At 73.9% G+C, this 22,314-nt stretch carries 14 protein-coding genes; 10 read left to right on the plus strand and 4 right to left on the minus strand.

What is annotated here, in order from left to right:
* Nucleotides 1-49: 49 nt before the first annotated feature.
* From AB0D59_RS17530 to AB0D59_RS17550, 5 genes are all read left to right on the plus strand, one after another.
* Nucleotides 50-388 (plus strand): CU044_2847 family protein, encoded by a 339-nt coding sequence (locus AB0D59_RS17530; RefSeq protein WP_351691914.1) that lies wholly within the window; start codon nt 50-52, stop codon nt 386-388.
* Nucleotides 385-2,037 (plus strand): trypsin-like peptidase domain-containing protein, encoded by a 1,653-nt coding sequence (locus tag AB0D59_RS17535; protein WP_362565687.1) that lies wholly within the window; start codon nt 385-387, stop codon nt 2,035-2,037. Before AB0D59_RS17530 ends, AB0D59_RS17535 begins: the two co-directional genes overlap by 4 nt.
* A 30-nt stretch (nt 2,038-2,067) precedes the next feature.
* Nucleotides 2,068-3,093 carry a MoxR family ATPase gene (locus tag AB0D59_RS17540; RefSeq protein WP_362565689.1) on the plus strand — a complete coding sequence of 342 codons (1,026 nt, stop codon included), beginning with the start codon at nt 2,068-2,070 and terminating at the stop codon, nt 3,091-3,093.
* Nucleotides 3,083-7,924: an SAV_2336 N-terminal domain-related protein gene (locus AB0D59_RS17545; RefSeq protein ID WP_362565691.1), complete on the plus strand. Its 4,842-nt coding sequence runs from the start codon at nt 3,083-3,085 to the stop codon at nt 7,922-7,924. Before AB0D59_RS17540 ends, AB0D59_RS17545 begins: the two co-directional genes overlap by 11 nt.
* 138 nt (nt 7,925-8,062) lie before the next feature.
* A complete protein-coding gene (locus AB0D59_RS17550) occupies nt 8,063-9,100 on the plus strand; it encodes a rod shape-determining protein (RefSeq protein ID WP_362565693.1) in 1,038 nt (345 codons plus the stop codon).
* Nucleotides 9,101-9,121: 21 nt separating this feature from the next.
* Here AB0D59_RS17550 and AB0D59_RS17555 read toward each other — a convergent pair whose 3' ends face one another.
* Entirely contained in the window at nt 9,122-10,060 is a 939-nt protein-coding gene (locus AB0D59_RS17555; RefSeq protein WP_362565695.1) for a sensor histidine kinase, read from the minus strand.
* 516 nt (nt 10,061-10,576) lie between these two features.
* Here AB0D59_RS17555 and AB0D59_RS17560 point away from each other — a divergent pair.
* Both AB0D59_RS17560 and AB0D59_RS17565 read left to right on the plus strand, forming a co-directional pair.
* The gene (locus AB0D59_RS17560) at nt 10,577-13,870 is read left to right on the plus strand and encodes an AAA family ATPase (RefSeq protein ID WP_362565697.1); all 3,294 of its coding nucleotides are present in this window, start codon (nt 10,577-10,579) and stop codon (nt 13,868-13,870) included.
* 127 nt (nt 13,871-13,997) lie between these two features.
* Complete coding sequence (locus AB0D59_RS17565) at nt 13,998-15,623, plus strand: S53 family peptidase (protein WP_362565699.1); 1,626 nt, start codon at nt 13,998-14,000, stop codon at nt 15,621-15,623.
* Between the two features lie 159 nt (nt 15,624-15,782).
* On the opposite strand, the gene AB0D59_RS17570 is transcribed toward AB0D59_RS17565, so the two are convergent.
* Nucleotides 15,783-16,574 (minus strand): hypothetical protein, encoded by a 792-nt coding sequence (locus AB0D59_RS17570; RefSeq protein WP_362565701.1) that lies wholly within the window; start codon nt 16,572-16,574, stop codon nt 15,783-15,785.
* Nucleotides 16,575-16,907: 333 nt separating this feature from the next.
* Here AB0D59_RS17570 and AB0D59_RS17575 point away from each other — a divergent pair, with 333 nt between their 5' ends.
* The 3 genes from AB0D59_RS17575 to AB0D59_RS17585 are packed head-to-tail and all read left to right on the plus strand — an operon-like array spanning nt 16,908 to nt 19,922.
* Nucleotides 16,908-18,644: a GH25 family lysozyme gene (locus AB0D59_RS17575; protein WP_362565703.1), complete on the plus strand. Its 1,737-nt coding sequence runs from the start codon at nt 16,908-16,910 to the stop codon at nt 18,642-18,644.
* Nucleotides 18,645-18,683: 39 nt separating this feature from the next.
* Nucleotides 18,684-19,127 (plus strand): hypothetical protein, encoded by a 444-nt coding sequence (locus tag AB0D59_RS17580; protein WP_362565705.1) that lies wholly within the window; start codon nt 18,684-18,686, stop codon nt 19,125-19,127.
* Between the two features lie 45 nt (nt 19,128-19,172).
* The gene (locus tag AB0D59_RS17585) at nt 19,173-19,922 is read left to right on the plus strand and encodes a D-Ala-D-Ala carboxypeptidase family metallohydrolase (protein WP_362565707.1); all 750 of its coding nucleotides are present in this window, start codon (nt 19,173-19,175) and stop codon (nt 19,920-19,922) included.
* Between the two features lie 69 nt (nt 19,923-19,991).
* Here the strand turns inward: AB0D59_RS17585 and AB0D59_RS17590 are convergent, their stop codons facing one another.
* Entirely contained in the window at nt 19,992-21,107 is a 1,116-nt protein-coding gene (locus AB0D59_RS17590; protein ID WP_362565709.1) for a helix-turn-helix domain-containing protein, read from the minus strand.
* Nucleotides 21,108-21,305: 198 nt separating this feature from the next.
* Entirely contained in the window at nt 21,306-22,268 is a 963-nt protein-coding gene (locus AB0D59_RS17595; protein ID WP_362565711.1) for an amidohydrolase family protein, read from the minus strand.
* Nucleotides 22,269-22,314 lie beyond the last annotated feature (46 nt).

Consider the following 22,314-nt stretch of genomic DNA (forward strand, 5'->3'; position numbering starts at 1 on the left):
CACAATGGACCGGTTACGGGGTCGAGGACACGGGGGAACCAGGGGCGCCATGGCGAGGATGATGGAGTTCAAGACCGAGGACGGTGCTGTCGTGCTCGTCGAGTCGGCCGAGGGCGTCCCCGGCAGCCGTCCGGTGTCCCGCGACGGCGGTACGGGACCGGCGGCGCAGGCGGCCCGCTCCTTCGAGGGCGCCCTGGACGGGGTGCGGGCGGCGGCCCAGTCCGCGCTGCGGGTCTTCCGCGACGGCGCGCTGCGGCCCGACTCGGTGGAGCTGGAGTTCGGGGTGAAGCTGACCGCGGAGGCGGGTGCCGTGATCGCCAAGGGCGCGGCCGAGGGGCAGTTGGTGGTACGGCTGAGCTGGGCCTCCGGGGCTGCCGACGCGACATGAGCCGCGCTGCCTGGCACGCCCGGATCGAGTGCGGGGGCGCGGTGTCCGGGGCGGGCTTCCTCGTCGCCCCCCGCACGGTGCTGACCTGCGCGCATGTCGTCCAGGAGCGGGAGTGGGCGCCGCTGACGGTGAGTTTCCCGAACCGCCGGGACCTGGGCGAGGTGACCGCGACCGTGGCCGTGCACGGCGGCTGGGCGGGCGGCTGGACCGACCCGGGCGACCTCGCCGTACTCGAACTGGACCGTGAGGTGCCGTTACGGCCGGCCCGGTTCGCGCCGCCGGGGGCGGAGCAGAGCGGGGCCCCACTGCAGGCGTACGGGTTCCCGGAAGGCTACGGCGAAGGGGCACAGGCCTTCTACCGCGCCGTGTCCCGGACGCTGATCGCCGACGAGTGGCTGCAGTTGGAAGCCACCTCGACGCACGGGCACCCGCTGGCGGGCGGGTTCAGCGGGGCGGCCCTGGCACTGCCGGACGACCGGGTGGTCGGGATGGTCGTGCAGGCCTCCGACGAGGCGGGCGTCCGGATCGGGCGGATGCTGCCCACCGAGGTCATGGCCCGCTACTGGTACGACCTGGGCGCGCTGGTCCCGGCGCCCGAGGCCGACACCCCGGCCGCGACCGGGCGGCTGCACAGCCTGGTGCGGCGGGCCGAGGAGGCCGGCGTCGACTGCCGTCCCGACCAGCTCTACCGGGACTCGGCGGGCCCCTTCGCCCCGGATCCGCCCGCGGGCGGGTTCGCCTCGCTGCGGGCGGCGGCCGCGTACGTGCAGTGGCAGGTGGACGACCCGGAGGCGGTGGAGAGGTTCGCCGACCGGCTGCGGGCGCTGCTGGAGCCGCGGCCGCCGGCGGTCGCGCGGACCGCCGGCTGGGCGCCCATCGTCGTCGAGCTGGAGCGCAGCGGCGAGGGCCAGGAGCAGGTCACGGTGCGGGTGTCGGCGTACCGGGAGGGGCAGCGCCAGGAGCGGCTGCCGCGCGGTGACGTGCGGGCCTACGTCCAGCAGCGCGTCGACGACGCCTTCGGTCATCTCGCCCAGGACGCCGAGGCGTTGCTCACCTTCGTACTGCCCCGCGAGTGGCTGAACGAGCCGGTCGCGCACTGGGAGTGCGGCCCCGAGGACTCCACCCCGCTCGGCTGCGCGCACCCGCTGGTGGTGACCGACCGCTCCCGGCACCGCAGCGCGCGGCTGCGCCACCAGCTGGCCGGCAAGTGGCGGACCCTGGAACGGAGTCCGGGCCGGACGGTACTGCTCCGGGTCGACTGCGGCAGCACCGAGCACCCCCTCGGCCTGCGCAAGCGCCTGCGGGACGAGGACGCCGCCCTGGCCGGTTTCGGCGCCCCGCCGACCGCGGCCCCGGAGCACTTCGAGGCCAGCGTGAACATGCCGGTCCCGGTGCTGCTGTGGCCGCGCACCGGCTGCGCGAGCACCGACCACGCGGGACCGTGCCAGGGCAGCGCCTTCCTCGACGCCCTGAGTCCGTATGTCGCCGGTGTGCCGCCGACCGAACTCCCGCGCCGCATATGGCACTTGCGGGAGGAGGCGGCGGCCGTCGACCCCGAGGGCCACTGGGCGCGGGACGTCCAGCTCCTCTGGGACGACCCCCGCTGCTATCCCGAGCCGCCCGCCAGCCTGCACACCCCCGTCGCCTGACCCCGCCGCCGTCAACGGAGAAGGACCCCCATGCCCCTGTGGCCCGTCTACACCGGTACGAAGGAGCCGCACGACGGCATCACCGAGCTGCCCGCGCCGCCGCCCTGGCGGGCCTTCGACGGCGGCCCGGAACTGGCGACCCCCGCCGACGCCGACGACACCTCGGCCACCTCGCCGGACCGCACCCACCGCGCCGCGACCTACCAGGCCACCTCGAACACCGTCCAGCTCGTCAACGCCGCCCTGTATCTGCGCCGCCCGCTGCTGGTCACCGGCCCGCCCGGCACCGGCAAGTCCTCCCTCGCCTACGCGGTCGCCCGCGAGCTGCGGCTGGGCCCGGTGCTGCGCTGGAACATCACCAGCCGCAGCACCCTGCACGACGGCCTCTACCAGTACGACCCGCTCTCCCGCCTCTACGCGGCCCGCCAGTCGGCCGCGGCCCTCGAACCAGGCGCCCCCGTCCCCGAGTCCGGCGTCGAGGACCATCTGCGCCTCGGCCCGCTCGGCACCGCGCTCCTGCCCTACGGCCGGCCCCGCGCCCTGCTCATCGACGAGATCGACAAGAGCGACCTCGACCTGCCCAACGACCTCCTCAACGTCCTGGAGGAGGGCCAGTACGAGATCCCCGAGCTGGTCCGCGCCGCCCGGCACTCCCCCGCCGCCGAGGTGATGGTCGACGGCACCGACGACCGCGTCGGCGTGGAGCGCGGCCGGGTGCGCTGCCGTGCCTTCCCGTTCGTCGTCCTCACCAGCAACGGCGAACGCGAGTTCCCGCCGGCCTTCCTGCGCCGCTGCGTCACACTCCGGCTCCGCCAGCCCGACGACCAGCAGCTCGCCGGGATCGTCCGCGCCCACCTCGGCGAACCGGACACCTACGCCGAGTCGCTGATCACCCGGTTCCTGTCCCGGGTCGGCGGCGGCGACCTCGCCACCGACCAGCTCCTCAACGCCATCTACCTGGCCCGGTCCTCCGACCTGAACGACAGGTCCCTGGACGAACTGGCCGAACAGCTGATGCCGTACCTCGGCGAGGCCGCCCGGACAGATGCCTTCTGACCACCCGGCCCCGCTCGCCCGCCTCGCCGGCCTGCTGACACAGGCGGGCGGTGGCGTGCGTCCCACCCCCCGGGAACTGGCCGAGCTGCTGTGGCTGGCGGGGCGGATGGAGCGGGCGGAGGGGGAACCGGCGGGTCCGCCGGGAGAGCCGGCCGCACCGCAGGACCCGCCGCCCGGGGAACCCGCCGACCCGCCGTCGCCCGAACCCGCGCGGTCCCCGGCCGCGGGGAGCCAGGAGGAGCCCGCCCGCACCCCGCTCCACCTCCCCTCCTCGACCCCGTCCCCCGGCACGTACGCCTCCCTCCTGGCGCCCGCGCCGCCCATGCTGCGCCACCCGCTGGCCCTGCAACGCTCGCTGCGCCCCCTCAAACTCCGTACGGACGCCCCGTCCGGCCACCGTCTCGACGAACCCGCCACCGCCGACCGCATCGCCCGCCTCGGCGCGGCCCCCGAGTGGTGGCTCCCGGTCCTGCGCCCCGCACGGGAGCGCTGGCTGCGGCTGAACCTGGTGTTCGACGACGGTCCGACGATGCCGGTCTGGCACCCGCTGCTCCGCGAACTGCACACGGCCCTGGCCCAGTCGGGGGTGTTCCGGACGGTGGCGGTGCACCGGTCGGCCGCGGACGGCGCGGTGAGCGGCGAGGGGCTGCCCGGGGACGGCCGCACGGTCACGCTCCTGATCAGCGACTGCATGGGCCCGCAGTGGCGACCGGGCGAGGCGGGCGCACGCTGGTACGGCACGCTGCGGCGGTGGGCGCGGCAGATGCCGCTGGCCCTGCTCCAGCCGCTCCCCGAACACCTGTGGCGGGACACGGCGTTGCCGGCCACGCCGGGACTGCTGTCGGCGCCGTTCCCGGCGGCCCCGACGTCGGCGCTCACCTTCACGCCGTACGAGGAGGAGGTGCCGGAGGTGCCGGAGGGGTCGCTGGTCCTGCCGGTGCTGGAGGCCGCCGGGCCGCGGTGGCTGGCGAACTGGGCCGGGCTGGTGGCGTCGGCGGGCGGGGCGCGGTTCCCGGGCGCGGCCGCTCCGCTGGACGGCGGCGTGCGGGGCGACTCCCGTACGGACGTGTCCCGTCTCTCCGCCGAGGAACTGGTCCTGCGGTTCCGGGCGACCGCGTCCCCCGAGGCGTTCCGGCTGGCGGGGCATCTCGCGGTCGGCCGGCCCGATCTGCCGGTCATGCGGCTGGTGCAGCGGGCGGTGGAGCCGGATCCGCGGCCGCAGCATCTGGCGGAGGTGATCGTGAGCGGGGTGCTGGTGGCGGTGCCGGGGCCGCCGGGGTCGTACGCGTTCCGGCCGGGCGTGCGTGAGCTGCTGCTGCGCACCCTGCCGCGGGCGGCCCGGAACGGTACGAGCGAACTGCTGTCCCGGGTGGGCAAGTTGATCGAGGAGCGGGCGGGGGCGGCGCCCGGGGAGTTCCGGGCGGTGGCCCCGGCGGCGGGCGGCACGTCCCAGGGCGGGGACGGCGAGGCGTTCGCGACGGTGCGCACGGAGAGTGTGCGGCGGCTGGCGGAGGACGGCGGGTCGGGGGCGGTACCGGACGGACTCGGCGGGCGGTACCGGTTGGTACGGCGGTTCCTGCCGAACGGTTCCGTGTGGCTGGCGCAGGACCCGGAGACCGGGCGGACGGTGGTGCTGCGGCTGTACCGGCCGTTCTCCGATCCGGCACGGCGAGCGGCGTTCCTGCGGGACGCCGAGCGTCTGCGGGGGGCCGGGCACCGCAATCTCGTCGGCGTGAGTGACCTCGGCATCGAGGACGGAACGCCGTACATCGCGATGGAACAGGTGACCGGGATCCCCCTCAACACGCTTGCCGCACCCCATGGTTACCGGCTGCCCGGTCCCCTGCTGGTGTCGGTCGGGGCCCAGCTCGCCCAGGCCGTCGGCGCCCTCCACGACGCGGGTCTCAGCCACGGTGATGTCGGCATGTCCCGGGTCATGCTGCTGCCCGACGGCACCGTCAAGCTGGGCGGCTTCGTTCCGGGCCGGACGTCGGGGGCGCCGGGGCGGGCGCACGACCTGTCGGCGCTGTGCGAGGTGATGCTGCTGCTGGCCGCGGGGACCTCACGGCTGGTGCCTCCCTTCGCCCCGGAACAGCTCCGTCACCTGCCGGAGCCACTGCGCGAGCAGTACGCGCAGGCCCTCACCCTGCTCATGTCCTCGCCGCCGCAGCAGGCGTCCGGCAGGGAACGGCTTGCGGACGGTGAGCTGCTGCTGTGGGCCCAGGAAGAGTACGAATCGCGGCGTTTCTACCACGTCCTGGGACCGCTGACGACCGAACTCGGCTCCAGCTCACCGGACTTCGGGCCGACCGAGGGCGCCGCGCTGGCCATGCTGCTGCTGCGGCACGGCCGCGAGGTGACCCGCGACGCCCTGCGCAAAGGGCTGTGGAACGCGGGCGAGGAACCGGCGCACGCGGCGCGGGAGGTGGACCGGATCGCCTCCCGGCTGCGCGAGGCCCTGGGCCCCGGCGTCCTGGCCACCCTTCCCGACGGCTACGCGCTCCACGCCAGCGCCGACTATCTGGACCTGGTCCACTGCGAGGGCCTGGAGCGAACGGCCACCAGGCTCGCCGCCCAGGGCAACCTCCGGGGGGCACGGGCCCGCCTGGACACGGCACTCGGCCTGTGGCGCAGCGCGGGCCCCCTCGCGGACGTCCCCGGCCCCGCCGCCCGCGGCGCCCGCACCCGACTCCAGCAACTCCGCCTGGCCCTGCACCGCAAGGTCGCCGAACTCGACCTGGACCTGGGCGAGTACGAGCGCGCGGCCCTCCAGCTCGCCGACCTCCTGCGGACGTATCCCTCCCGGGAAGACCTCCGCCGGCTGCTCCTCATCGCGCTGCAACGCCTCGGCCGTACCGACGAAGCGCTCGAGGTCTACGAGGAGTACGAGCTGGCCGGCGGCACCGACCCCGAACTCCGGGCCATAGGCCATGAGTTGCGCGCGGAGTTCTACGAGCCGGGCGACGGGGACGAGTACCAGACCCCGGCCCCGCAAACCCGGGCCCCCGACGAACCGGAGGGCTCGTTCCCCACCGAGGAGTCACTGCCGTCGATCTTCGCGATCGAGGAGGAGGCGGCCTCCGGCCAGGAGGCACCGCTGCCGCAGAACGTCGTACCCGAGAGCCTGTTCGCGGTGGAGGATCCGCTGGGCGAGGAGGTGCCGCCCCACGAGACCGAGGACGGGCACGACCCCGACCCCGACGCCGACCCCGACGCCGACCCCGACGCCGACCCCGACGCCGGATTCGGGGCCCCCGCCGCGGGGCCGCCCCCGCCCACCTACCGCACCCTGGTCACCTTCGACTTCGCCGACGCCGCCCAGCACCCGGACGACGTGGCGGCGCTCGGCCGGGCGGTCACCCGGCTGGTGGCGGACGCCGCACTGCGCACCGGCGAGTACGTGATGACCGCCCACGGCAACGGCTACTCGGTGCTGACGGAGCCGGACGTCTCCGGGCTGCCGCTGGTGCTCGTCGCCATCGCGCGGTTCGAGGACGAGGTGCTGAAGCTGGGCGGTCTCAGGTGTCTGGTGATCTTCTCCTGTGTCCTGGCCGACGGCCGTACCGTGACCCCGGCCCTGTCGAGGGTCCGCCGCACGCTGGACACGGCCGACGACCGACGGGGCATCATCGCCGTACCGCAGCTGCTCCGGGACGAACTGGACGAAGACACCGACTCCGACCCGTTGCTGCTGCCGCTGCGCCGCGGGACCGAGGAGGGCTGGTACCAGCTGTGCGTGCTGAGGCGTCCGCTGTACGACGGCACGCGCAAGCCGACACCCGTGCACGGGCCCTACCCGCTGCCCGGCGGGAGCCCGTTCCCGGAGCCGGTCCGGGAGACCAGGACCGTGGTGTACCAGAGCCGCGACGGCGACGAAGTCAGCCTCGTCGTGTTCCCCGCGGCCACGCACTACCGCGAGGTCGACCTCACCGAACGGCGGCTGAAGCTGGACGAGTCCGAGGCGACCTTCCGCGCCACCGGCGCAGCCCGCTGGCGCATCGTCGATCCCCTCCAGGCGGTGACCCACGGCACCGCCGCATCCGCACACAGGGCCATCGCCGACCTCCTGCGAGCGCAGCTGCGCTACCTGTCGGACCACTACCCGCGCACCTATCTCCGCCAGGCGAGCGCCGAACTCGCCGACGGACCGGGCGACCGGCGGGCCCCGCAGGGCGTCGACGTCCGCTGGGACCTCACGCTCACGCCGACCCACGACCCCTACCCCGTGCCGCCGGCCCGTCCGGAGCGGGTCGATCTCAACGCCCGGCTGCGCCGGGCGGACGCGGTCATGTTCGGCTTCGACGGCACGCTGGCCCGGCTCCGCCCGGACGACCCGGCCCCGGACATGCCGCTCCTGGCCCGTCTGCTCGGTCCGGATCCGCTCGGCCGTCCCCCGGCACTGGACCCGCGGAACCTCTCCCCCGAGACGCGCGCGCGCCTCACGGCGCTGGTGACGCGGTCGGCCGAGCGGTTCGTCCCCGTCCCCGACGCCGACCTGGTGATCCGTACCCTCGCCGACATGGGCCTGGAGCTGACGGTCGTCACCGACTGCGATCCCTACACAGCGGCCGCGTACCTGCTCCGGCGCGGGCTGCTGGACTGTCTGCACGGAGGCGTCCACGGACGCGACGGGCTGGACTCACCGCTGATGCCCGACCCGCACGTGGTGTCGCGGGCCCTGCGGCACCTCGGCGTCCGCCCCTCGAAGTGTCTGATGGTGGGCGCCACCGAAGCCGAACGGCAGGCGGCCCGGCAGGCCGACGTCCCCTTCTTCCACGTCGGCGGCGAACCGGGCCTGCGTCCCCTCCTCGAAGCCGCCCGCACCCTGTAGCCGGGAAACCCCCCATTCAGCCGCGCCCCGCCCGGCCCTCCCCCGAAGGCGCGCCGTCCGGATCCCCCGGAGGATGCGAAGCAGGCCGCCGACCGGCGGTGCCACCCCGTACGGCCCGCGCACTCGGGAGGATCTGCCGTGACCGTCAGTCTGGAGCAGTTGCGCCGCTGCCATTTCGCCGTCGATCTGGGGGCCGCCCGCACCCGCGTGTACGTGAAGGGCATGGGCCTGGTCGTCGACCAGCCTTCCGTGGCCGCCGTGAACACCCGGACCGGCGCCCTGATCGCCGTCGGCGAGTTCGCGGAGAAGATGACGGGCCGGACGCCCGACTACATCCGCGTCGTACGCCCCATCTCGGGCGGTACCGTCGTCGACATCGAGATCGCCCAGCGGATGCTGCGTCATCTGCTCGGCGACAAGATCCGCCGTTCGCTGCGCCGCAAGCCCCGGCTGCGGGCGGCGGCCTGCACCCCGCACGACGCCGACCCGCTGGCCCAGCGCGCGACCATCGAGACGCTGGCGGGACTGGGGGCACGGCGGGTGGAGCTGGTCGACACGCTGATCGCCGCCGCCGTGGGGTGCGGGATGCCGGTGGAGCGGCCCGAGGCGACCATGATCCTGGTCTGCGGGGCCGCCGCGACCCAGGTCGCGGTGCTCTCCCTCGGGTCGATCGTGTGCGCCGAGCGGCTGCCCGTCGGCGGCGAGGCCGTGGACCGCGCGATCGTGCAGCACCTGCGGCACGAGCACGAGCTGATGCTGCCGAGCCAGTCGGTACGGCCCCTGCAGCTCGCCCTGTCCGGGAACGGCCTCACCCCGCACGGCCCGGCCTCCACCGAGATCCACGGGCGGGACGTGGCCACCGGCCTCGCCCGCAGCGTGCGGGTCGACACCGCCGCCGTCCGCGATGCCATCCAGACGCCGCTCACCGGGGTGCTGGACGGGATCGGCAAGGTGCTGCGGGACTGCCCGCCCGACCTGGTCGCCGATCTCGCCGACCGCGGGATCATGATGGTCGGCGGCTCGGCCCTGCTCCCCGGTTTCGACCAGTTGCTGCGGCAGGCCACCGGTATGCCGGTGCACATCGCGGAACGGCCGGACGTGTGCGTCGTCCAGGGCATCGGCGCGATGCTGGAGGGCCGCATCGAACCGCTGGTGCTGGATCCGCTGGCGGCCTGACGACCAGGCCGGGGCCGGTCGTCAACTTCCCAGCCCCACCAGGCATCTGATCGTCGTCCCGGCCGTCCCCGTGTGCACGCGCACCAGGTCCGCCACCAGGTTCACCAGCAGCAGCCCCCGCCCGCCCCGCTGGTCCCCGGCCGCGGGGCGGCGCCCTGCCAGCGGGTCGGTCAGATGCCCTTTGTCCGCCACCTCGCAGACCACGTACTCCCCCTCCCCCCACACCCACAGCGTGCCCGAACCGCCGCCGTGCACCACGCTGTTGGTGGTCAGCTCGGCGGTGATCAGGGCGAGGTCGTGCAGGCGGACGCCGGTCAGGCCGAGGCGGGCCGCCTCAGCGGTGGCGAAGTGCCGGGCGGTGGGGAGGGAACCGGCGTCGAAGGCGAAGGCCACGGAGGGGGCCGGCGGCAGCGGCAGGTTGTAGCGGGCGAGGACGGCCTCGGGGGCGTAGCCGACGCTGGGGCGCGGCTCGGGCGAGCCGGGGGTGCGGTACAGCGGGTGGGTGGCGTGGGCGTCGGCCACGGTACGAGGGTCCAGGCGGGCGATGTCGTACGGGCACAGGACGGTGATCCCGCGGCCTCGGAACGCCGTGTTGATCAGGGCCTCGTGCTGGACGCAGGCCGGGTACTCGGCGGCCGTGCGGCCGGGCCAGACCGGCTCGCCGACGACACGGACCCGGCGGCCGGGCGGCTGGGCGTCGGCGAAGGCGTGCAGCACGCCGGGGAGGATCCGGCCGGGGTTGCGGCCGGCCTGCCGCATGTCGAGGAGGCGCACGGCTCCGGCGTCGGCGCCCAGCACGTCACGGAGGAGCCGGAGGTTCTCGCCGGGTACGGCGACGGCGACCGGTTCCCCGGCGGCCAGCGCGTCCTGGACGAAGGGCACCGTCCCGGCCAGGTACTCGTCCTCGTCGCCGTAGAAGAGGGCGGAGTGGACGAAGGGGCCGGACGGCGCGTCGTTCATGAGAACGGCACCTCGTGCGGTGCCGGCGGGTTGGTCACGGCGCCTCCCTGCTGCCGGTTCGTACGGCTGCCCCGTGAACGCCGGCCGCAAACCGTCCCGCCCGCCACGGGACCGGCCGGTGCGGGAGCGGCCAGTGCGGGAGCAGCCAGTGCGGGACCAGCCAGTGCGGGAGCAGCCGGTGCGGGTTCCTAGTACGGCAGGATCCGCCCGGAAGGCGTCCTGCGGTCGATCTCCTGTCCCCGGGGAGCGGGCCGACGAACAACGCGCACGCGAATCCGACCGTCCATGACGCCCTCCTCTTGCCGAGCCCTGACCGGGCCTGCCGTCCGGTAGGAGGGCCATGCCCCGCGACCGGCGCCTCCAAGCCTCATGAGCGCCGCGAGTTGGCAAACCGCCGCTCCCCTCCCCCTCACCATGTTCGACCTGCCGGACGCGGTTCGGGAACTTTCGACGCCGCCACGCCCATCGCTTGACGCTCTCGCAACGCGACGTCATCTCCAGGTAACGACAGGGGACTTGGCGGGGAGCCGCACACGACGCCCACCGCAGGCCCGCCCGGCCGCGCGACACGCCGGGCGGCGCGGCTCGCCGGGCCGACCTTCGGCAACTCCAGCGGCAGCGGCGGTATACGACCGGGCGCCCGCCGACGCCGAGGTCGGGCGACTCGCCCCACCCGTCGCCGGCCAGGGCATCGGCGACGACAAGACGGCGCTGACCACCCAGGGCATCCGCAACGACAAGACGGCGCTGACCACCCAGGGCATCCGCAACGACAAGACGGCGCTGACCACCCAGGGCATCCGCGACGACAAGGCGGCGCTGACCACCCAGGGCATCCGCGACGACAAGGCGGCGCTGAGCCTCGGCGGCGCCGGCGCGGCGACCATTGACAAGCCGATCATCGACGGTTGTCATGAACACATGCTTCTGACCGGGCGCCGTGCGCTGCTCGACGCCGCCCGAGTCCAGGCGGCGGCACGCCCCGGAGTGCTCCTCCACGGTCCGGCCGGCATCGGCAAGTCCACGCTCGTGACGGCTCTCGCCGAGGCCCTGGCCGCCGACGCCCCGCCGGCCGGCACCGTACTGCACTGCTCACCCGCCGAGGAGGAGACCCGGCTCCCCTTCGCGGGGCTCGTCGGCCTGTTCGCACGGGTCCCGGAGAGCTGCCTGGATACCCTGCCGCCCGAGCCCCGGACAGCGCTGCGGGCGGCCCTGCTGCGCGGCCCGGAGCCGGCGGACGACCGGGGCCGTCTCGCGGTCCGCGTCGCCGTCCTCGACGCATTGCGCGCGCTGGCCGCCACCGGCCCCGTCCTGCTGGTCGTCGACGGTCTGCAGTGGCTCGACGAGCCGACCGCCGAGGTCCTCGCCTTCGCCGTACGCCGTCTCGAAGGTCCCGGTATCCGGATGCTCGCCACCGAGCGGGTGGCGGACGGCGGACAGCCCGAACGGCTGCGCTGCTGCCCGCCCGGCACCGTCGAACTCCCCGTGCCGCCGCTCACCGACGGCGAGACCGCCCACCTCGTCCACGCCGACCTCGGCGCCGACCTGCCCCCGGCACTGCTGCGGGCGGTCCAGCAGACCGCCGCGGGAAACCCTTTGTACGCACGGGAGTTGGGGCGGGCCGCCCGGCACGCCCCGGCACCCCCCGGCTTCGGCGCGCCCCCGCCCGTACCCCCGAGACTGCGCAACCTCCTTCTGGCACAGGCCCGTTCGCTGCCGGAGGCGGTACGGCACACCCTCCTCGTCGCGAGCGCCGCCGCCCGCCCCACCCTCACCCTGCTGCGTGCCGCGGGGCTCCCCGACCCCGCCGCGGCCCTCGCGGAAGCCGAACGGCTCGGCATCGCGACGGCCGACGCCGACGGGATCGTACGGTTCCGGCACCCCGTCCTGCGGGCGGCCGTGCACGCCGACGCCCCCGAGCACGGCCGGCGGCAGGCGCACGCGCTGCTGGCCCGCGCGGCGGCCGAGCCCGTGGAGCGGGCCCGTCACCTCGCGCTCGCCCGCCCGTACGAGGACGAGGCCACCGCCCGCACCCTGATGTCCGCGGCCGAGTCCGCCCGCGGCGACGGCTCCCCCGGCGCAGCCTTCGAACTGGCCGCTCTCGCCGCCCGCCGCACCCCCGCCGGCCGCCCGACGGAACGTGCCGAACGGCTGCTGGCCGCGGCCGAGTACGCGTGCGACGCCGGACGCCCGGAGGAAGCGGGCGAGGCCGCCGGGACCGTCCTCGCCCGGTCGGGCTCCGCGGCACAGCGGGTGCGGGCCCGCCTGGTCCTGCTGCTCGGCGCCGGGCAGGCCCTGGAGAGCGCCGAGGACCTGATCGCGGAAGGCCTCCGGGACGCGGCCGGCGATCCGCGCTCCGAGGCCCGGCTGCACCACTGGGCCGCCGTACGGGGACTGCTGTGCGGGGAGTTGGCGGAGGCGGCCCGGCAGGCCCGGCGGGCGGCACGGCAGGCGGCCGCGGCGGGCGACACGGACACCAGGATCGGGGCGCTCGCCACCCTCGCCCGGGTGCGGTCCCTGGCCGGGGAGCCGGTCGCCGCCGACGCCGCGCTGGAAGAGGCACTCGCCCTGGTCGGTGGCGCCGGCGGCGGCCCGGAGAGCCGGCGGCTGATCCGGATGCGGGCGATCCTCGCCCTGGACTCCGACCAGGTGACCGAGGCCCGCGACCAGGTCGTCCGGCTCCTCCAGGAGATCGGCGAGTCGGCCGGGGCCGAGGAGGTGACGGCGACCCTGGTGGCGCTGACCCGTATCCAGGTCCGCGCCGGGCACTGCCGTGAGGCGCTGCGCACCGCGGCCCGCTGCTCGCGCGCCCTGCCCGAGGCGGCTCCGGCGCTGTACGCGGCGGCACTCGCCGCGACCACCGGCGGAGCCGCCGACGAGGCCCGGCGGCTGGCCGCGCGGGCGGTACAGGCCTCGGAGGCCGACGGCGACCGGCTGTTCCTGCTGCGCGCACTGGCGGTGCTCGGGCAGGCCGAACTGCTCGGCGGCGATCCGCGCGGGGCGGCGGCCGCGGTCGAGGCGCTGGAGCGCGTCAAGGAGCTGGGCGAGGCCATGTGCGCCGCCGACCCGCCCCTGCTGCACTGGTACGCCGACCTGGCCGAGGCCCTGGTCGTCCTCGGCCAGACGGACGCGGCCGGCGCCGTGCTCCGCGACGCCCACGCGCGGCTGCCGGACGGCGCGCCCGGCAGCGTACTGGCGGCGCTGGAACGGGCGGAGGGCCTGCGCGAGGCGGGCCTCGGCCGGGCGAAGGAGGGGGCGGTACGGCTGCGCACCGCCGTCGAACGCCTGCGTCACCTCCCGCTCCCCGTCGAGCTGGCCCGCACCCTGATCGCACTCGGCGCGGTCGAGCGCCGGGCCCGCCGCCGGAACGCGGCCCGCGAGGCGCTCGCCGAGGCCCTGGAGACGGCGACCCGGATCGGCGCGGCCCCGCTCGCGTCCCGGGCCCGGGACGAGCTCGCCCGGCTGGCGGCCGGGGAGCGCGGCGGCGAGGCGGGCGCCGGCGGGCCCGAACTCACGCCCGCGGAGGCCCGGATCGCCGAACTGGTCGGCGGCGGGGCGACCAACAGGGAGGTCGCCGCCGAGCTGTTCATCAGTGTCAAGACGGTGGAGGGGGCGCTGTCCCGGGTCTACCGCAAGTTCGGCGTCCGCTCGCGCACCGCGCTGGCGCACGCGATGGCGGTCGCCGTCATCGCGTCCGGAGCGGCGGTGGACGCGCTCGACGACGACCAATCCGCCTCCACCGCACAGCCGATGACGATCAGTCAGCCCGCGCGTGTTCGCGTCCCCCGCACCTTCGACACCCGCAGTTAACACGCAACGCAAGGGTTACCCCGCTTATGGGGGCAGGGCCGCGGTTCCTACGGTGATCCCGTTCCGCTCGTGGGATTCCGCCTGCGGCACACACTCCCCACCCCCCACCCCCCTCCGGAGGACTTCGGTGAAGTCACGCCTGAAACTGCTCGGTCTGGTCGCCGCGCCGGCCCTGGTCACGGCGGTCGTCCCCGCCGCCTACGCGTCCGACGCCCCGCACACGGCCCGCGCCGCCGTCGCCGGGGACGTCCTGCCCGGCCTCAAGCACGACGCGTCCCGCACCGGCAAGGTCGCCGCCGGCAAGCGGATATCGGTGGCGATCAGCCTGACTCCCCGCGGCGGTACGGCACTTGACACCTTCGTGGCCAAGGTCAGCGACCCGCACTCGGCCTCGTACGGCCACTACCTGACGAAGCGGCAGTTCGCGGCCCGGTTCGGCCGGACCGACGCCGAGGTGAAGAAGCTCCGGGACTACCTCCGCTCGCAGGGGGTCACCGTCGGCAAGGTGCACTCGGGCAACCTGCTGGTCGACGCCAGCGGCACCGCCGCCCAGCTGCAGAAGGCCTTCGGCACCCAGCTGTCGACCTGGAAGGACGCATCCTCGGGCCGCGCCTTCTACGCCAACGACAGCGCGCCCACCCTCCCGTCCTCCCTCGCCTCCATCGTCAGCGACGTGGCGGGCCTCAACAACCGCGTCCAGCTGCACCACCAGGCGACCCCGCACACCGTCTCCCCGCACGACGGCCCCGGCGGCGGCTACACCCCGGCCCAGCTCAAGGGCGGCTACAACGTCTCCAGCACGTACACCGGCAGCGGCCAGAAGATCGCGCTCCTTGAGTTCGACGGCTTCCAGCAGTCCAACATCACCAAGTACGACACCAACTACAGCCTCGGCTCGCCCACCCCGACCGTGTCCAAGGTGGACGGCGGCTCGGGCTCGCTCGGTGACGGCCAGGTCGAGGTCGAGCTGGACATCGAGGTCCTGCACGCGATCGCCCCGAAGGCGAACGTGACCGTGTTCGAGGGCCCCAACTCCGACGCCGGCGAGGTCGACACCTACCAGGCCATCGTCGACAGCGGCATCCCGACCACCTCGATCAGCTGGGGCGCCGCGGAGTCCGCCCGCACCACCTCCAACATCAACGCGGTGGACGCCGTCTTCAAGGCGGGCGCCGCCGAGGGCCTCGGCTTCTACGCGGCCTCCGGTGACGACGGCTCCGACGACGCGGGCGACGGCACCACCGCCGTCGACTACCCGGCCAGCGACCCGTACGTCACGGGCGTCGGCGGCACCAAGCTGACCGTCACCTCCGCCAACGCCTTCAGCAAGGAGGTGGCCTGGTCCGGCGGCGGTGGCGGCAAGTCCTCCGTCTTCAAGATCCCGAGCTGGCAGACGGCCGTCCAGAAGAGCGCGGGCGGCGGCTACCGCCAGGTCCCGGACGTCTCGGCGCACGCCAACCCGAGCCCCGGTGTCTCGATCTACTCGCAGGGTTCCTGGTCCTCGGTCGGCGGCACCAGCGCGGCGGCCCCCGAGTGGGCGGCGTTCGCAGCGCTCTACAACCAGCAGGCCGCGGCGAAGGGCAAGGCCAACCTCGGCTTCGCCAACCCCGCCCTCTACACGGCGAGCGGCACCGGCTTCCACGACATCACCAGTGGCAGCAACGGCGCCTACTCCGCGGCCTCCGGCTGGGACTTCACCACCGGCTGGGGCTCGTACAACGCCGCGACCCTGGCCACGAAGCTCCTCGGCTGACCCCGCTCCGTGAACCACCGGGCGCGCCCGGCCCGGCCCTGCCCCGAGTCCCGCTTTCGGACCCGGGGCAGGGCCTTTCGGCGCTGCCGGGCCTTCCCGACCCACCGGGCCTCTCGCGTCCGGCGGGCCTCTCGGACCCCGTGGGCCGGCGGCGGGCCGTCACCTGACGTCGACGAAGTCGCCCGCGGCGGTGGCCGGGCCGGTGGTGGCGGTGCCGGGGAAGAGGAAGCGGAAGTAGCCGTCCGCCTTCGCCTCGGTCGTGGTCCTCAGCGTTCCGCCGCTGCCGCTGGTGACGGTCTTCAGGGTGGTGTACGTGGAGCTGCCCTTCTTGCGGAACTGCAGCCGTACCGCCTGCCCCTGGTAGCCGGTGTAGCCGCCGCTCTCCCAGTTGGCGCGGGTGAGCCTGCCGGTGACCGTGACGGTCCTGCCCTTCTTCACCGGCTCGGGCGAGGCGTTCACCGTCACCTTGCCGTACCGCTGGAACCGGGCCGTGCCGGCGACGTCGGTCTCCGTCCAGTCGTCGCCGGTGTCCTGCGCCGCGGCGAGCACCTTCCAGGTGCCGGCGAGGCCGTTGCGGCGGAAGTCCCGTGCGGCGTCCACGCCGAAGCTCACCTTGCAGGTGACGGTGGTGCGGTCGGCGGAGGCCGCGGTGCACGTGCCCGCCGGCGGGTACAGCGGCAGGATGCCGTCGGCGTCATCGGTGTTCGGACCGTGCCACAGGTAGGCCCAGGACGCGGCGACGCCGTCCGGGTCCTTGGCCGTCCAGGTGATCGTGACGGTCTTTCTGGTGGTCAGGCCGAGTACGACGTCCTTGCCGCCGTTGACGACGACGTCCGAGAACGCCGTACCGCCGGAGGCGGCCCGGTCCGCCGCCTGGGCGGTCGCCGGAATCACGGACACGGCAAGGGCGGTCGTCAGGGTCGTGACGGCGACGGCCGGGCGGATGCGCATGGAGTCCCCCTTCGGGATGGCCGGCCTCGCCGTCTCGTCGTACGGCGGAGCCTGATGGTGTGTCACCGGTGGCTAGACCCGCGAGGGTCGGTCCGGGTTGCCCCGTTCTCCGGACCGATGTCCGCATCCGCCGGGCGGGCGGCCGACCCGGCCACGACGGACCTCGGCGTCTGCTGTCCCAACCGCGTCCCAGCGGTGATCGGTCCCCGCAGGTCACAGGCGTGCGACTGTCCCGGCGTCCCTGCCGGGGAGCAGCGGATCCGCTGCGGGACCAGCCCTGCCAGCCTGATCCGGCCGGGGTCTCCCGGTCACCAATCCGAGGGGGAACACCAGATGGGACGAAGGACGCTTCTGCGGGGTCTGACCCTCGCCGTGGCAGCGGTCCTGCCTCTGTACGGGCCCACGGCGGTGCAGGCGGCGCAGTCCGCCGCGGCCGCCGCGGTGGCGGTCTGCGGGCACACGAGCGCACAGCCCACACTGCAGCGGGGCTCGACGGGGGACCCGACCGTCGAGGCTCAGTGCGAGCTCGATCTGGCGACGAAGCCGAGCCGGTACACGCCGATCGCGGCGGACGGCTCGTTCGGGCCGGCGACGGAGACGCGGGTCAAGGAGTTCCAGCGGTGCGCCGGGCTGGACGCGGACGGTGTGCTCGGCCCGCAGACCTGGGCGGCGTTGAACACCTGGGCCGCCCAGCCGCACACCTGCGCGACCCAGGGCACGTCGAGCACGGCGCAGACGACCATGTGCGGCCACACCGACACCCGCCCGACCCTGCAGAAGGGTGCGAAGGGCACCGAGGTCGAGGAGGTGCAGTGCCGGCTGAACCTGGCCATGGAGCCCTTCCACTACCCGCCGTTGACGATCGACGGCGACTTCGGGGGCGGCACCGAGGGCCGGGTCATCGAGTTCCAGCACTGCGCCAATCTCGGTGCCGACGGTGTCGTGGGCCCCAACACCTGGGCGAAGCTGGTGGACTGGTCCGGCCGTAACACGTACTGCACGCCGCCGCGCCCCGCCGGCTACCCGATCGACGGTCTGGACACCGCCAAGTACCAGCACCCCGGCGGCGCGCCGATCGACTGGAAGGCCGTGAGGGCCTCGGGTGTCGAGTTCGCGACGGTCAAGGCCACCCGGGGCCTGAACGTCACCGACGAGTACCTCGCCACCGACCTGTCGGCGGCCAGGGCGGCGGGACTGGCCGTCGCCCCCTACCACTTCTACACGGGCACCGCGGCCGACACCGGTGCCGCACAGGCCGACCGGTTCATCGCCGCCGTGCGGGCCACCGGCTACACCGGGCAGCGCGCGGGCGACCTGCCACCGGTGTTCGACCTGGAGCGCATGGACGACGGCACCGGACGCTGCCCCACCTACGGCACGGTGGCCGACGCCAAGGCCTGGCTCGACAAGGTGGAGGCGGCCTTCGGCCGCACCCCGGTCATCTACACCCAGAAGTCCTTCCTGGACGACTGCCTGGGGTCGACCACCGCCTTCGCCCGGTATCCGCTGCAACTCGCGGACTACCGCCAGTCGATCACCCAGCCACCCGTGCCGAACGGCTCGACGACCTGGGCGATGTGGCAGTACACCGACGCCGCGCTGTTCCCGGGCATCAAGGCACCGGCGACCGCGGACGTGTTCAACGGCACCCAGGCCGACCTGGACCGGCTGGCCAACCGCACCTCCGGTCTCGCCGCTCCGGCGCCCGCCCCGGTGTCAGGCGCCTCGGCCGCCATCGCCGCCACTGCCGCCACTGCCGCCACCGCCGCCACCGCCGCCACGAGCTGCTACGGCGGGGCCGTCACCGTGCACTACGGGGACGTGCTCGACTTCGGCCCCTACTGGACCACCGGCCGCTGCATCGACATCAACATGCGGGTAACCGGCGGCACCGCGGACTTCGTGAACGCCTGCGTGAAGTTCGCGAAGACCGGCGTCTGCAACCGCTGGACCAAGGTCGGCCGCAGCTGGACGACCATCGCCACCGACGTCCTGGACGGCACCAAGTTCACGGTGCCCAACGGCGTGCCCCTGGAGGGCGACGACGCCGTCATGCAGATCGCCTTCTGACGTCTCTCGCCTCTCGCCTCTCGCCGAACGGAGACCACCATGATCCGGATCAGGACACTCCCCGCGGCTCTGATCACCGCGGCCGCCCTGCTGGGAGCGGGCGTCGCGCCCGCCTCCGCACACTCCGCGGTCACGTCGACCGGCTCGACCGCCTCGACCGCCGCGGTCAGCTGCTACGGCGGTGCGAAGACCCTGACGTACCACTACCAGGCGGCCGCCAAGGAATACGGCACCTACACCACGTCCTCGCGGTGCAACGACATCAACCTGCGGCTCATCACGGACGAGCCGGGCGTGTACCTGGACGCCTGTGTGGTGTTCACCGACCACACCACCAAGTGCAACAACGGCGACGCGTACACCACCCACGGTACCGAGTGGGGGACCGTCGCCACCGACGTCCTGGACGGCACCCACTTCGTCCTGCGCGTGCACGCCTACGACATCGACGCGCAGAACGTGACGTTCCAGATCGCCTACTGACCTCTTCCCGCACCACCGTTCCCGAACGTTCCTGAAAGGACGACCATGGCTTCCTCCTTCCGTCCCATCGACCGCCGCGCCATGCTGCGCGGCACGCTGGCCGCCGGTGCCGGCATCGCCTTCGGCCAGCTGCTGTTCTCGGGCACCGCACAGGCCTATGCGTGGTCGCGCACCCTGGAACAGGGCGCCACCGGCGCCGACGTGACCGAACTGCAGATCCGGATCGCGGGCTGGGCGGCGGACAGCGCGAGCCACAGCCGGGTCGGCATAGACGGGGACTTCGGCCCCGGTACGGCGGCGGCCGTGAAGCGGTTCCAGGCGGCGTACGGTCTCACCGCCGACGCCAGCGTCGGGCCCAACACCCAGGCGAAGCTCAACGCGCTGGAGCAGTCGGACGGATCCACGCTGCACTTCAACTGGAGCGAGTTCTACAACCAGACGGACGGCACCTTCAACGGCGGCAAGCTCAGCGCCTCGCAGGTGAAGGAGAACGTCCGGCGCTGCATGTACAAGCTGGAGGCGCTGCGCAAGAAGCTCGGCGACAAGCCGATCACGGTCAACTCCGGCTTCCGCAGCATCGCGCACAACGCCGAGATCGGCGGGGCCAGCGACAGCATGCACCTGTACGGCACGGCGGCCGACCTCGACGTGCCGGGCGTGGCCACCAAGACCGTTTACCAGAAGGCGGAGACCTGCGGGTTCTCCGGTCTGGAGACGTACACCGTCGACCACCAGCACGTCGACAGCAGGGCCGACCTCGGCCGTGCCTGGTGGTGGGAGGACGGCACGGTCTGACGCCGCCTTCGGGGGAGCGGAGCTCCGGGTACCGCCGCTTCGGTACCCGGAGCTCCGGGCTTCAGCGCTTCAGCGCTTGCCCTGCGGCTTGCTCGTCGGCGTGCTCTTCAGCGCCGCCTCGCACGAGGGCCAGTCGTGGAAGTCGTGCCGGACGCTCCACAGCCGGTGCGCCGCCTTGATGTTCCAGTCCGGGTCGAACGCCCGCAGCGGGGTGCCGTCGAGGTCCCGCAGGCGGGCGTCGGAGATCTGGAACACGCCCCAGTTGCGGCTGCCGTTGGTGTTGGGCAGTACGTACAGCGGGTCGAGGAACGATGCGCAGCGGGCGACGGACACGGCGGTGTCGGGATCCTCGACGAACACCTCACGGATCCGCTGCGCCACCTTCGCCGGCGACCAGGTCGTCATGCTCACCCGCTGCGCGTACAGCGCCTTCTTGGTGGCGCCGTCGACCACGTTCGTGGCCGGCAGCCCCGCCAGTACCTGGAACGCGGTCAGCCTGCGCAGGGTCTCCGGCCCGAAGTCCCCGTCGACGGCGAGCGTGCCCCTCGCCCGGGTCAGCAGGCTCTGGACCTCGCGCACGCACTCGTCGTGCTGCCCCATGCTCACCGACTCGCACGCGGGTGAGTACAGCAGCCCGCCGCCGGTCGCCGGCGCGTCACCGGCGGAGCTCCCGACGGGCAGCCACACGAAGCCGGCCACCAGCACCACCGCGACCACGGCGGCCAGTATCGCGGGACGGGAGGACAGCCTCTCGGACCACCGGGACCGGTGCGGCCGCACGGTCGCTTCGGGGGTGTGCGCGATCTCTTCGGGGGTGATCCGGGACGGGGTGACGTCGCCGGGTCCGGCGCTCGTCCGCGCGGGCACGGCAAGCTCGTCCGGCGCCGCCGGCGGTTCCCGCTCCGGGTTCTCCTTGACGGTCGCGGCCGGTGCGTCCCGGTCGGTGTCCGCCAGCGCCCACAGCCGGTGCAGTTCGCGGAGCTCCTCCGCACTGGCGCCGCACACCCTGGCAAAGGCGTGCACCACCCGGTAGTCCGTCGGGACGCTGAGGCCGGAGCAGTACCGGTGCAGGCTGGAACCGCTGACGCCCGCCTCCTTGCCGAGGCGGTCGTACCCCCGGCCGCTGCGGTCCTTCAGCATCCGCAGGTGGGCGGCGAACTTTTCGGTCTGCGGAGAGGCAACCACACGTCCCCCCTTGCTCAAGCCTCTACTGACGGGTAGAAGCTACACCGCGGGAATGGCGCGCGTGTGCCCTTTCGATATCGCCATACGACCGTCAACGACCCTTCTGGTGACCATATTTGACAGCACGTCAGTAATGACCGCCAGCTCGTCCTGCCAACCGTCGCCGTCGCGACCGGCCACGGAGACACGCGCCCAGGCTCAGGCGAACCTCGGGAACAGCCTGAGCGCGTTGTCGCGTTCCACGCCCCGGAGCTCGTCCTTGGTGAAGCCGTCGAAGCCGGTGAGGTTCTCGATGTTGTGCACGACCGTGGGTTCCGGGGCCGCAGGCCAGTCGGTGCCGAACAGGATGTGGTCCGCCGAGGTCACTTCGAGCGTCGGCAGCAGGGAGTTGCGGCTTCCGGCCAGCGCCGTCTCGTAGTAGAGCCCTCGCAGCACCTCCGCCACATGCGTCGGATCGATGTCCGCGTCCGCAGGCCCTCGCCCCATGACGGTGTGCTCGCCGATCCGCCACCCGAGGGTGGGCAGCGCCCCTCCGCAGTGCGCCAGGATCAGCCGCAGCCCGGGATGCCGCTGGAAGACACCGGTGTACAGCGCGTTGGTGATCGTGCGCGCCGTGTCGAAGGGGAACTCGACGATCGAGCTCGGCCGGCCGAAGCCGAGGACGTCGATCTGCGGGCAGTCCTCGGGGTGGACGAAGACCGGTACCTCGCGCCGCGCCAGCTCGGCGAGTACGGGTTCGAGGGACGGGTCGCCGAAGTAGCGCCCCAGCACGTTCGAGGTCAGCACCACTCCGTCGAGCCTCAACTCGTCCAGGGCGTACGCGACTTCTGCCAGCGCCTCGTCGGGACCGTCCGCCGGAAGCGTCGCGAAGGCTCCGAAGCGGCCGGGATGCTTCGCGATCAGTTCGGCGTGCCCTTCGTTGATCAGCCGGGCCAGGCGCGTCCCGAAGTCCGGGTCGTCGTCCGCCCCCGCGAACGACAACGGCAGGGACACGAGCTGGGCGGCGATCTCCTGCCGGTCCATGTAGGCGAGCGCGGCCTCCGGGGTCCATCGCACCGAGATGCGGTATCCGCCGGTCGGCCGGAAGCCCCGGCCCGCGATCGCCGTCATCGCCTCGTCCGAGACGCCGTGGGTGTGCACATCAATCCGTTGACCAGGCACGACGGTGCTCCTCTGCTCTGTGGTGTGCCGCCGACCCTAAGCAGAA

This window comes from Streptomyces sp. NPDC048417, assembly GCF_040651615.1.
Classification (GTDB): Bacteria; Actinomycetota; Actinomycetes; order Streptomycetales; family Streptomycetaceae; genus Streptomyces.

Coding starts and splice junctions, on each gene's coding strand:
- AB0D59_RS17530 (WP_351691914.1), top strand. CDS start 50: ATGGCGAGGATGATGGAGTTCAAGACCGAGGACGGTGCTGTCGTGCTC.
- AB0D59_RS17535 (WP_362565687.1), top strand. CDS start 385: ATGAGCCGCGCTGCCTGGCACGCCCGGATCGAGTGCGGGGGCGCGGTG.
- AB0D59_RS17540 (WP_362565689.1), top strand. CDS start 2,068: ATGCCCCTGTGGCCCGTCTACACCGGTACGAAGGAGCCGCACGACGGC.
- AB0D59_RS17545 (WP_362565691.1), top strand. CDS start 3,083: ATGCCTTCTGACCACCCGGCCCCGCTCGCCCGCCTCGCCGGCCTGCTG.
- AB0D59_RS17555 (WP_362565695.1), bottom strand. CDS start 10,060: ATGAACGACGCGCCGTCCGGCCCCTTCGTCCACTCCGCCCTCTTCTAC.
- AB0D59_RS17570 (WP_362565701.1), bottom strand. CDS start 16,574: ATGCGCATCCGCCCGGCCGTCGCCGTCACGACCCTGACGACCGCCCTT.
- AB0D59_RS17575 (WP_362565703.1), top strand. CDS start 16,908: ATGGGACGAAGGACGCTTCTGCGGGGTCTGACCCTCGCCGTGGCAGCG.
- AB0D59_RS17580 (WP_362565705.1), top strand. CDS start 18,684: ATGATCCGGATCAGGACACTCCCCGCGGCTCTGATCACCGCGGCCGCC.
- AB0D59_RS17585 (WP_362565707.1), top strand. CDS start 19,173: ATGGCTTCCTCCTTCCGTCCCATCGACCGCCGCGCCATGCTGCGCGGC.